Below are 11884 nucleotides of genomic sequence, written 5' to 3' on the forward strand. Positions count from 1 at the left end.
CGGTCCTTTATTTGCAGTATTGAAAGCCACAGGGCAGTCCTGTAGGCCGACTTGCAAAGCGTTTCAATGTTGTTAAGCCTGGCCCACAACACGCGGTTGCTTCCGAGTCGGACCGGTTTGAATGCTGGAAAAGGTTAGTGTTAAGCGAAGGTGGTGGCAATTAGGGCGAATGGGCTAATGGCTATTTGCTATCCGAGTAAACTGCGGCAGCTCTAATTCACTCTGTTGTAGAAGCTCTTGGTTTAGATCTATCTCGCGGACCGTATGCAGCTACATTTGCAGTGTCCATCGGGCCTGGGAGTCAGCGAAAAAAAGACGCTTCGGCGTCTTTTTTCGTTTCTGTGATAAATCAAATATTGCATCTGCTGTGGGTGGCTTGAGCGCTTCGGGCTATCCGGCACACCTCAACCGCACCTGCACAAAAAACAATGCCCTCCATAGAGGAGGGCATCGGTTTGAGGTTGGCTGCATCAATCCCGTCAGCTAGCGTCCATGCCGTTCAATCGGACACGAGCGTGTGCGCGCAGCGTTCGGGCTTGATGGAAACGGCCTAGAGCTTTTTCGCCATGTCACGCAGCATGAACTTCTGGATCTTACCGGTCGACGTCTTCGGCAGCTGTGTGAACACCACCGTGCGTGGCACCTTGAAGCCCGCCAGGTGTTCGCGACAGAAGCTGATGATGTCGGCTTCGCGGACGTTCTGGTGGTCGGCCTTGAGGGTGATGAAGGCGCACGGCGTTTCACCCCATTTTTCATCGGGGCGGGCGACGACCGCGGCTTCGAGGATTGCCGGGTGGCGGTACAGCACACCTTCGAGTTCGATGGTGGAGATGTTCTCGCCGCCGGAGATGATGATGTCCTTGAGCCGGTCGCGGATTTCGACATAGCCGTCAGGATGGGTCACCGCCAGGTCGCCGGTGTGGAACCAGCCGCCTTCGAACGCTTCGGCGGTTGCCGTCGGGTTCTTCAGATAGCCTTTCATCACCGTGTTGCCCCGCATGAAAATCTCACCGATGGTGTGGCCATCATGGGGGGTGGGTTCGAGGGTTTTCGGGTCGGCGACCATCACGCCTTCCAGGGTCGGGTAGCGCACACCCTGGCGCGCCTTGATCTGGGCGCGTTCTTCCAGGGGCAGCTCATCCCATTCCGAGTGCCAGGCGCACAGGGTCACTGGGCCGTACACTTCGGTCAGGCCGTAGACGTGGATCACCTTGATGCCCATTTCTTCCACGGCGCCGATCACCTTGGCGGGTGGCGCCGCGCCGGCGACCATCGCGTTCACCGGGTGGTCGATGGCAGCCTTGGCCGAGTCGGGCATGTTCACCAGGGCGTTGAGCACGATTGGCGCGCCACACAAGTGGGTGACCTGATGCTCGCGGATCAGGTTGAGGATTCTCTGTGGGTCGACGCGGCGCAGAAACACATGGACCCCGGCCAAGGCCGTGATGATCCACGGGTAGCACCAGCCGTTGCAGTGGAACATCGGCAGCGTCCACAGGTACACCGGGTGGTTGCCGATCGCCCAGATCATTTGGTTGCCCAGGGAGTTCAGGTAGGCCCCGCGGTGGTGGTAGACCACACCCTTGGGGTTGCCGGTCGTGCCCGAGGTGTAGTTCAGCGAGATGGCTTGCCATTCGTCTGCAGGCCACTGCCAGGCGAAATCCGGATCGCCTTCGGCGAGAAACGCCTCGTAGTCCAGGTCGCTGACCGGCTGGCCTTCGCCGTATTCCGGGTCGTCGACATCGATGACCAGCGGCGGATGGTCAAGCATGCCGATGGCCGCATGCACCACATCGTGGAACTCACGGTCGGCGATCAGTACCTTGGCTTCGCCATGCGCGAGCATGAAGGCGATGGCCTCGGCATCCAGGCGCACGTTGAGGGCATTGAGTACCGCGCCAATCATCGGCACGCCAAAATGCGCTTCGAGCATGGCCGGGATGTTGGGCAGCATGACGGCCACGGTGTCGTTTTTGCCGATCCCGCGACCGGCCAGGGCCGAGGCCAGGCGCCGGCAACGGCTGTAGGTTTGCGCCCAGGTGGCGCGTATCGATCCGTGGATCACGGCAGGGTAATCGGGATAAACGCTGGCAGTGCGTTCAATGAAGCTTAAAGGCGAAAGAGCAATGTGATTAACGCTGGTCGGCTCGAGGCCTTGGTCGAAAATGGACATGGTGCGGATACCCGGTGGCTGATTATTAGCTCTATTGTTCGAGACGCTGGTAACGGCAGTTAAGCTGACGGTGCCGGCCTTGAGGCTTTATCGTTGGCACGCCGGTCCCTGCGGGAAAAGCTCAATGACTTCTCCGGCGGCTTTTATATACTGTCCGCGCAGATATATGGAAGTACTACCTGTGTTGTATAGTATATGTACTATATATTGATGAAACGCTTCCGCTGACCTCGACGTTCCCCTCCCTGTATAGGTTCCATGATGATCGGCAACTCCGTGCGCTTGACAGGCGGTTCGCCGCTGCTCAGGCATGACCCGCAGCCGAGTCTGCTGCTCGATGCCCAGGCTCGGCCGCTGGAGTTCAACGCCGCGCTGCTGGCGTTGCTTGAGCAGTTGTCCCCGGTCGATTGTATGAGCCTGTTGCCGATCAATTGCTTGCCGCTGGTGCAGGCGTGCCTGGGGCAACAGCGGGCGATCGAAAACGTCGAGGCACAGTTCGCCGAGCGCATTCTGGTGTGGACGTTCATTCCCGACCCGGATGAAAACCGCGTGCTGGCGCGCTGCCGGGAAGCCAGCGCGCAGATTGTCGCCGAGCGCGAATCCACCAAGGCGCGGCGCCTGTATCGGCTGATCATCGAAAACACCACCGACCTGATTTCCCGGCACACCCCGGATGGCGCTTTTCTCGACGCTTCACCGGCTTCCTGGGCCTTACTGGGCTATTGGCCGGGGGAATTGCGCGGGACTCGGGCACAGCGCCTGTTCCATCGGCAAGGCTTGGCGGGGTTGGTGCGGCGCGCCCGGGAGGGCCTGGAGCAGGACGGTTATTACACCATGACCTATCGCATCCGCCATCGCCAGGGCCATTACCTGTGGTTTGAAACCGCCTGCCGGGCGATCCGCGAGACCTACACCGGCGCGGTGGTGGAGGTGGTCAGCGTGTCCCGCGACATCACTGCCAGGGTCCAGGCCGAGGAAACCACCCTGACCGAACGCGAGCTGCGCGAGGCCCAGCAACGCCATCATCAGGACGAACTGGCGCACACCGCGCGCGTGGTGACCCTGGGTGAACTGGCATCGGGTATCGCCCATGAAATGAATCAGCCGCTGGCGGCGGTGGTCAATTACGCCAACGCCAGCCAGCGTTATCTGGCCGCGATGGGCAGCGATTCGCCGGCGGCCGAACGGGTGGCTCAAGGCCTGGAGCGGATCTCGGTGCATGCCAATCACGCCGCGCAAGTGATCAAGCGCTTGCGTGCGTTTCTGCGCAAGGGGCGCCGCCGCATGGAGGCGCTGAACCCCGGCGAGGTCGCCCGCGAAGCGGTGCGCCTGTGTGCCTGGGAGGCCAGCGATTGTCAGGTGACGATCGAGGATCGCCTGCCGGATAATCTGCCGCTGATTTACGCCGACCGGGTGTTGCTGGAACAGGTGCTGCTGAACCTGCTGCGCAATGCCATCGAGGCGAATCGCGAAGCCCATCCCGGCCAGCCCTCGCTCATCGTCATGAGTGCCTTGGCGCAGCGTGACGGGTGGGTGCAGATCGACGTGAGCGATCAGGGCCCCGGTGTCTCGCCGGCGCAGTTGGAACAGATATTCACGCCGTTCTATACCAGCAAGGCCAATGGCCTGGGCCTGGGCTTGTCCATGAGCCGCAGCATTATCGAAGGCTTCGGTGGCGAGTTGCAGGCCGAACCGATGCCGGTCGGGCTGCAAATGTGCTGCCGCTTGCCCACGCTCGCGCAGAGCGGCGCTCCACAATAAGAAGAGGAATCAAGCGATGGTGAGCGTGACGGAACAGGTGGTGTATGTGGTGGATGACGACCAGGGGATGCTCGACTCGACCGTCTGGTTGCTGGAGTCGGTGGGCCTCAAGGCGCTGCCGTTTACCAGTGGCCGCGAGTTTCTCGACGCCTGCGACAGCCGCCTCAACGCCTGTGTGCTGCTGGATGTACGCATGCCGGGCATGGGCGGCCTGAATGTGCAGGAGCACATGCGCAGCCGTGATTTGCACCTGCCGGTGATTTTCGTCAGCGGCCACGCCGATGTGCCGATTGTGGTCCGCGCGTTCAAGGCCGGGGCGCATGACTTTATCGAGAAGCCCTACAACGAACAGTTACTGCTGGACAGTGTCCTGCAGGCCCTGAGCAAGGCCGATCATCGCCAGAGCCTCGGTGAAGGACCGGCGCGGGTACAGGCGCGGCTGCAGCAACTCACGCCACGCGAGCGCGATGTATTGCTGCCGTTGGTGCAGGGTTATACCAACCGCGAAATCGCCGAGCAGTTGGGCGTCAGCGTCAAGACCATCGATCTGTATCGCGCGCGGGTCATGAAGCGCATGGCGGCCAGCCATTTGCCGGAGCTGGTGGGGATGGCGATTGCCGCCGGCCTGGTGGACCCCCTGCAATTGCGCTGATAGGCCTCAGGCCACGGCAATCTGCAGGCTCGGCCGGTCGCTGGCCCTTGTTGCCAGCACGCGCTCGATGGCGCCGGTCAGCAGGTTTTCCAGTAACTCGGTGCGTTCGGCATCATCCAGCGCCTGCCCGGCCAGCCAGCTCGGCGCATTGTTCAGCAGCGTGGCGATCGCGTGGCCGGCCGCTTGCAGGGCGTGGACACTCAGCCGCCGCGGTCGCCCGAGCATTTGCAGCAGTCGGCGCTCGTATTGTTCGCGCAACTGCCGGACCCGTAGCTGCTGGTCTTCCGTGAGGCAGCCGCAATCACGCTCCACCAGGCGGAAGTGCCATGGCATCTCTCGATGCAAATTCAGGTGGGCGTGGATCAGCCGTTGCAGGTTGTCCTGGCGTGAGCGCGGCCGTTGCTCGACGCGCCCCAGGGTGGTCAGCAGTTCTTCGTAGAACTCTTCGATCCAATCCAGCAGCAGGTGCTGCTTGCTGGGGTAGTGGTGGTACAGCGAGCCCGGGGTCAACCCCAGGCTGCTGGCCAGCTCGCGCATGCCGACTTGACCGAAGCCTTTACTGGCGAGCAACTCCAGGGCCTTGTTGCGGTGTTCGCACAAGCGCGAGCGATACTCAGCCATAGGTATGGAAGCCGCGCCCGGTCTTGCGCCCCAGGTAACCGGCGGCCACCATTTCCTTGAGCAGCGGCGCGCTGCGGTATTTGCTGTCCTGGAAGCCCTCGTAGAACGCTTCGAGGATCGCCAGCAAGGTGTCCAGGCCGATCAGGTCGGCCAGGGCCAGCGGGCCGATCGGCTGGTTGCAGCCCAGGCACATGCCGGCGTCGATGTCTTCGGCGCTGGCCAGGCCTTCCTGGAACACCAGGATCGCTTCGTTGATCATCGGCACCAGAATCCGGTTGACCACGAAACCCGGGCGGTTGCCGGCGGTGATCGCAGTCTTGCCCAGGTGCTGCGCCAGCTCGATGGCCTGGGCGTGGGTCGTGTCGCTGGTCTGCAGGCCGCGGATCACTTCGATCAGGCCCATCACCGGCACCGGGTTGAAAAAATGCAGGCCGATAAAGCGCTCCGGGGCGTTAACGCCGGCCGCCAGTTCGGTGATGGACAGCGAAGACGTATTGGAGGCAATCACGCATTGCTCATCGACATGAGCGGCGATCTGTTGCAGCACGCGCCGCTTCAGTTCGAGGTTTTCCGTGGCGGCCTCGATGACCCATTGGGCATTCGCCAGGCTGGCGTAGTCGGTGCTGGTGCGGATCTTGCCCAGCGCCGTATGCTTCTGGGGTTCGCTGAGGATGCCCTTGCTGACTTGGCGATCGAGGTTCTTGCCCACGGTGGCCAGGGCTTTTTCCAGGGCGCCGGCGGAGATGTCCAGCAAGGTCACGTTGATGCCGGCCACGGCGCAGATCTGGGCGATGCCGTTACCCATGGTGCCCGCGCCGATCACGCCGATATTCTGCAGATTCATCGTCAGTCTCTCTTCAATTGTGCGCTGCCGTCGCACGGCAGACATGCCTTGCAATACGGTCCATTGGGCGAGAGTCTAGGGCCCGACAATGTGGCGGCCTATGCCGAAACCTGTCAGTTGTATTGGCGTTTCTTACCATGTGTCCGCTACAGGAACTCAGAATGATGCCCACCCGGGAAAAGGATTCGGTTGCCGTCTACTTCGTGCAGGTCATGATCCATGCGCTGCGCGATCAGCCCGAGCGGCTCGCCGCGGTGCTGTGCGAAGCGGGCATCGCGCCGGCGTTGCTGACCCAGCCCGAGGCCCGGGTGCCGGCCAGCGCGTTTGCGGCGTTATGGCTGATTCAGATCCGTGAGTTGAACGACGAGTTCTTCCGCCTGGACTCCCACGGCATGCCGCCGGGCAGTTTCGCCCTGATCTGCCGTGGCCTGATCCAGGAGCCGAACCTGGGCAAGGCGCTCACCCAGTGCCTGGCCAGTTTCGCCCTGTTCCTGCGCGACTTTCGCGGCAGCCTCAGCGTGCATGGCAAGCGCGCGGTACTCAGCCTGGAAGTCGGCGGCGGCGATGAGGACACCCGGCGTTACGGTGAGGAAACCTTCCTGGTGCTGATGATCAGCCTGCTGTGCTGGCTGGGCGGACGCCGCGTGCCCATCGATCGCGCCGACTTTCGCCATGTGCGTGCGCCGCTCAGCGACGATCAATTGCTGTGGGGCTACAACCTGACGTTTGGCGCGGCCCGCACCGAAATCGAGTTCGCCAGCAGCTACCTGCGTCTGGCCGTGGTGCAGGACCTGGCGTCGCTCAAGGTGTTTCTGCGCAGCGCGCCGCAATGGCTGGTGATCCGCTTTCGCAACCAGGACGGCATGGCGACCCAGGTCTACCAACGCCTGCGTGGCAGCCACTACAGCCAGTGGCCGGCGCTGGAGGATCTGGCCGTGGATTTGCACATGAGCCCCAGCACCTTGCGCCGCCGATTGGAGCGCGAAGGTTGCTCGTTTCAGGAGATCAAGGACGAAGTGCGCCGCAGCCTGGCGCTGGAACTGCTCTGCCAGACGCGCGCCAGCATCGGTGAAATCGCCGCGCAATGCGGTTTTCAGGAACCCAGCGCATTCCATCGCGCGTTCAAGAAGTGGACCGGCGAAAGCCCGGGGCGTTACCGCGAGCGGGTCCAGGGCAAAGTGTCGCGGCCTGCGCGCCTGGACGCCTGAGTCATTTTCGGTTGAGCGCCGCGTCGCGGTAAGTCCTGGGTAACTCGCCGGTCCATTGGCGAAAGGCCCGGGTGAACGCCGAAGGGTCCGAGAACCCCAGCTGTTGCGAGGTCTGGTTGATCGACATCGACGTCTGGCTCAAGTAATGAATGGCCATGTCGCGGCGTACCCCGTCCTTGAGTTTCTGGAACTTGCTGCCTTCGGCCAGCAGCTTGCGCCGCAGCGTTCTTTCCGTCAGGTGCAGCTCACTGGCGGTGCTCTGGATGGTGGCCTTGGCGAGATCGCTGACGTTCTCCAGGTGGTCCAGCACCCGTCGCGTGTAAACCGGGTAATAGGCGGGGCGGGTGAACCAGTCCACCGGTGCGCGCTGCAGGTGGTAGGCCAGGGTTTCCGCGGTTTGTACCAGCGGCGCGGTGAGCATCCGGGCGTCGAACACCAGGCAGGTCTCAGGTTGGTCAAAATGCGTGGGGCACGGAAACATCAAGCGGTATTCCGCTGAATGGGCAGGCTCGGGATGGTCGAACGTCACCCGCTTGAGCGTGATCCGCTGGCCGATCAGCCAACTGGGGAAACGATGCCAGAGCAAGAGTAAAAAACCCCTCAACAGGTAACCGGGGTCCAGGCTCGGGTCGCTCAAGGCCATGGAAAACATGGCCTCATCACCGACGACTTTCAGCTCCAGGTGCAGGGAGTCGTTCATCACGTTGTAGAAATGGCTGAGCTTGTAATACACCGAATGCAGGTTGTGCGAATGGATCACTTGCTTGGCCATTATCGCGAAGCAGCCCTTCGGGCAGCGCTGTGAACCTGCGCCGAAAAACTCATCATCACTCAAGCGCCACACGGCCTGCATCAAGCGACTGAACTGGTCGGGGGTGATGCGCAGGTGCAGGTTGTCCAGGCGCTTGCGGCTGATGCCGGCTTCCTTGAGCAATACCTCTTCGTCCAGCGCGAGGCGGCGCGCAGCCGTCATCAGGATGTGGGCGAAGTACATGGAGATGGAATAACGCTCGATGCCCATCGTTCAGGAGTCCGGCAGCAGGGGAGGTTAGTTTAGCCAAAAGTGACTGTCCGTTTATGTCTGTTTTTCGACTGATTTGGTAATTGCCACGCGGGGCTGGATCGGAGGAAGCTGAATAGAGCTTTGCGCTGCTGGCTCCGTCCCTGCTTGCTACCGACCCGGGTTTTTAAGGTAATGGCCGTTTTGGTCAATTACCCGGCATGGGGTAGCGGGCGAAGGGTGTAGCGGCCTGTCTAACGAGTGAATGAGGAAAGTAACAATGAGTGGTTATGCCCATCCGTACCGCGACACCGAATTCGTGCTGGAGGAACTGGTCGGCTTTGAGCAGTTGTGCGCGAGCGCCCAGCTTCAGGATGTCAACAGCGAGTTGGTCAGCGCCATCTTGAGCGAGGCAGGCCGCTTGGGCTCCGGCGTGCTGGCGCCGCTCAACCGGGTCGGTGATACCCAAGGTACGCACCTGGGGGAACAGGGTGTGCAAGAGGCACCGGGTTTTGCCGAGGCATATCGGCAATTCCAGGAAGGCGGCTGGCCCTCGTTGACCGCTGCGGAGCAACACGGCGGGCAGAACCTGCCGAACGTGATCGGCACGGCCGTCAATGAGATCTGGCACTCAGCCAATATGGCGTTCGCCTTGTGCCCCATGTTGACCCAGGGCGCCATCGAAGCCATCGCCCATCACGGCTCGGCCGAACTGCAAGGCGCCTACCTGGAAAAACTGGTGAGCGGCGAGTGGACCGGGACGATGAACCTGACCGAGCCGGATGCCGGCTCCGATCTGGCGGCCATCAAGAGCCGCGCCGTGCCCCAGGGCGACCACTATCTGATCACCGGGCAGAAGATTTTCATCACCTGGGGCGATCACCAGATGACCGACAACGTCGTGCATTTGGTCCTGGCACGTTTGCCGGATGCGCCGGCGGGCGTCAAAGGCATTTCGCTGTTCGTGGTGCCCAAGTTCCTGCTCGATGCCCAGGGCCAGCCGGGTGTGCGCAACCGCGTGCAGTGCATCTCCCTGGAACACAAACTGGGCATTCATGGCAGCCCGACCTGCGTGATGAATTTCGGCGATCCCGAAGGGGCCGTCGGTTATCTGCTTGGCGAGCCGCACATGGGCCTGGCCTGCATGTTCACCATGATGAACCACGCCCGCCAGAGTGTCGGCCTGCAGGGGCTGTCGATTGCCGAGCGCGCTTACCAGCAGGCCCGTCAATACGCCAAGGACCGTCTGCAGGGCACGCGCAAGGATGGCAGCCGTTTCTCGATCATCCACTTTCCCGATGTGCGCCGGATGCTGTTGCAGATGAAAGCGTCCATCGAAGCGATGCGCGCGTTGTCGCTGGTGGCCGCCGCCGAAGTCGACCGTGCCGCGCATGCGCCCACGCCGGAGCTGGCGCGCCATCACCAGGGGCGGGTCGATGTGTTCACCCCGATCGTCAAAGGCTGGCTGACCGAACTGGCCCAGGAAGTCACCTCCCTCGGCGTGCAAATCCACGGCGGCATGGGCTTCATCGAAGAGACCGGCGCGGCGCAGCATTATCGCGATGCGCGCATCCTGACCATTTATGAAGGCACCACCGGCATTCAGGCGCTCGACCTGGTGGGGCGCAAGACCCTGTTGAACCAAGGCGCGTTACTGAACAGCCTGCTCGAGGAAATGGATGAAACCGTCGAGCAACTGCGTCACATCGATGCCCTCGACTATCAGGCCGTGGCACTGGCCGCTGCGCTCGGCGCCGGGCGCGAGGCCTTGTCGCGGTTACTCGACAACGCCAAGCACGATGCGGATTGGGCCGGCAGTGTCAGCGTCAACTTCCTGATGCTCTTCGGCTACCTGTCGGGCGGCTGGCTCATGGCGCGTTCTGCTGTGCAGGCGCATGCGCAGTTGGAAGCCGGCACGGGCGATGCGGCCTTCCTCAAGGCCAAGGGCGTCAGCGCACGCTTCTACGCGGAGCAATTGTTGCCGCGGGTACACGCATTGTTGGCGGCGGTCAGCGCTGGGAGCGCGAGCATCATGGCGTTGGATGAAGAACAGTTCTGACAGCGCGTTGGTTTTTGTGCCTAACTTTTTTGAGGTTCACCCCATGCATCACCAGCGCATCCGCCTGGATTCCTTGCACGAAAAAATCATGAGCGCGGCGCAGGCCGCCGCGTTCATTCAAGACGGCATGACCGTGGGCATGAGTGGTTTCGGTGGCGCAGGGGACGCCAAGGCCGTGCCGCTGGCGCTCATCGAACGAGCGCGGCAGGATCCGCTCAAGATCAATCTGATCACCGGCGCGAGCCTCGGTCGTGGCCTGGACGGGCAGATGGCCGAGGCCGGGCTGCTGGCGCGGCGCATGCCGTTTCAAGGCGACCCGGTGCTGCGCAAGGCGATCAACGAAGGCCGTGTGGTGTTTATCGACCAGCACCTGAGCGAAGTGGTCGAACAACTGCGTGACGGCAGCCTGCCCAATCCGGATATTGCGGTGATTGAAGCGGTGGCGATCACTGAGCAGGGCCATATCGTGCCGACGTCTTCGGTCGGCAATTCGGCCAGTTTCGCCCAGACGGCACGGCAGGTCATCGTTGAGCTGAACCTGGCCAGCAGCCCCTATTTCGAAGGGATGCATGATATTTTCCTGCCCCACGGGCGCCCTGGCCGCGGGCCGATTCCGGTCATCCGCGCGGATGATCGCATCGGCACCCAGGCCATCGAAATTGACCCTGCCAAGATCGTCGCCATCGTGCTCTGCGACACGCCGGAATCTGCGATTCCGATGCTGCCGCCCGATCATGAGACCCAGGTGATTGCCGACCATCTGGTGGCTTTTTTCGAGCAGGAAGTGGAGCACAAACGCTTGGGCAGAAGCCTGGCGCCGTTGCAAGTCGGCGTCGGCTCCATTGCCAACGCCGTCATGTGCGGGCTGATCGATGCGCCGTTCACCGACCTGGTGCAGTACTCGGAGGTGTTGCAGGATTCGACCTTCGAATTGCTCGACGCGGGCAAGCTGAAGTTTGCCTCCGGCTGTTCGATTACCTTGTCCGGCCCCTGCGGCCAGCGGGTGTTCGGCAACCTGGGAAAATACGCCGACCGCCTGGTGTTGCGGCCCCAGGAAATTTCCAATCACCCGGAAGTGATTCGACGCTTAGGCGTGATTGCCATCAACACCGCGCTGGAGTTCGACCTGTACGGAAACGTCAATTCCACCCACGTCTGTGGCACGCAGATCATGAATGGCATCGGCGGTTCGGGAGATTTCGCCCGCAACGCGCTGCTGTCGATTTTCGTGACCAAGTCGATCGCCAAGGACGGTGCGATTTCCCGCGTGGTGCCGATGGTCAGCCATGTCGACCACACCGAGCATGACGTCGATATCCTGGTGACTGAGCAAGGGCTGGCCGACCTGCGCGGCCTGGCGCCGAAAGAACGGGCCGAGTTGATCATCAACCACTGCGTGCATCCGGATTATCGCGAGGCGTTGCGCAGCTACTTCAAGGCCGCGTGCGCCAAAGGTGGGCATACGCCGCATGTGTTGAGCAAGGCCTTGAGCTGGCACATCAACCTGCAGGAAACCGGTTCGATGCAGGCGGCCGCGGTCGGCGTCTAGGGTGTCTGCGCCAACTG

The 11884-nt window shown here is 62.1% G+C and carries 9 protein-coding genes; 5 read left to right on the forward strand and 4 right to left on the reverse strand.

Features of this window, described 5'->3' with window-relative positions; genetic code table 11:
* Positions 1 to 550: 550 nt before the first annotated feature.
* Positions 551 to 2173 (reverse strand): acyl-CoA synthetase, encoded by a 1623-nt coding sequence (locus NR164_RS06680; protein WP_256822514.1) that lies wholly within the window; start codon positions 2171 to 2173, stop codon positions 551 to 553.
* 261 nt (positions 2174 to 2434) lie between these two features.
* Between NR164_RS06680 and NR164_RS06685 the strand changes: the two genes are divergently transcribed.
* Both NR164_RS06685 and NR164_RS06690 read left to right on the forward strand, forming a co-directional pair.
* Positions 2435 to 3934 (forward strand): ATP-binding protein, encoded by a 1500-nt coding sequence (locus tag NR164_RS06685; protein ID WP_256822515.1) that lies wholly within the window; start codon positions 2435 to 2437, stop codon positions 3932 to 3934.
* A 16-nt stretch (positions 3935 to 3950) separates the two neighbouring features.
* The gene (locus NR164_RS06690) at positions 3951 to 4586 is read left to right on the forward strand and encodes a response regulator transcription factor (protein ID WP_017846815.1); all 636 of its coding nucleotides are present in this window, start codon (positions 3951 to 3953) and stop codon (positions 4584 to 4586) included.
* Positions 4587 to 4592: 6 nt separating this feature from the next.
* Here the strand turns inward: NR164_RS06690 and NR164_RS06695 are convergent, their stop codons facing one another.
* A complete protein-coding gene (locus tag NR164_RS06695) occupies positions 4593 to 5207 on the reverse strand; it encodes a TetR/AcrR family transcriptional regulator (protein ID WP_017846816.1) in 615 nt (204 codons plus the stop codon).
* Positions 5200 to 6051 (reverse strand): 3-hydroxybutyryl-CoA dehydrogenase, encoded by an 852-nt coding sequence (locus tag NR164_RS06700; protein WP_017846817.1) that lies wholly within the window; start codon positions 6049 to 6051, stop codon positions 5200 to 5202. The genes NR164_RS06695 and NR164_RS06700 overlap by 8 nt, the downstream gene beginning before the upstream one ends.
* A 161-nt stretch (positions 6052 to 6212) precedes the next feature.
* Here NR164_RS06700 and NR164_RS06705 point away from each other — a divergent pair, with 161 nt between their 5' ends.
* Complete coding sequence (locus tag NR164_RS06705; RefSeq protein WP_046384175.1) at positions 6213 to 7259, forward strand: AraC family transcriptional regulator; 1047 nt, start codon at positions 6213 to 6215, stop codon at positions 7257 to 7259.
* A gap of 1 nt (position 7260) precedes the next feature.
* Here the strand turns inward: NR164_RS06705 and NR164_RS06710 are convergent, their stop codons facing one another.
* Complete coding sequence (locus tag NR164_RS06710; protein ID WP_046384174.1) at positions 7261 to 8280, reverse strand: AraC family transcriptional regulator; 1020 nt, start codon at positions 8278 to 8280, stop codon at positions 7261 to 7263.
* A 259-nt stretch (positions 8281 to 8539) separates the two neighbouring features.
* Here NR164_RS06710 and NR164_RS06715 point away from each other — a divergent pair, with 259 nt between their 5' ends.
* Together NR164_RS06715 and NR164_RS06720 are read left to right on the forward strand one after the other, a co-directional pair.
* Complete coding sequence (locus NR164_RS06715; protein ID WP_046384173.1) at positions 8540 to 10318, forward strand: acyl-CoA dehydrogenase; 1779 nt, start codon at positions 8540 to 8542, stop codon at positions 10316 to 10318.
* A gap of 43 nt (positions 10319 to 10361) precedes the next feature.
* Positions 10362 to 11867 carry an acetyl-CoA hydrolase/transferase family protein gene (locus NR164_RS06720; protein ID WP_256822516.1) on the forward strand — a complete coding sequence of 502 codons (1506 nt, stop codon included), beginning with the start codon at positions 10362 to 10364 and terminating at the stop codon, positions 11865 to 11867.
* Positions 11868 to 11884 lie beyond the last annotated feature (17 nt).

Origin of the sequence: Pseudomonas sp. Pse79 (assembly GCF_024519615.1) — a bacterium.
In the GTDB taxonomy this organism is placed as follows: Bacteria; Pseudomonadota; Gammaproteobacteria; order Pseudomonadales; family Pseudomonadaceae; genus Aquipseudomonas; species Aquipseudomonas veronii.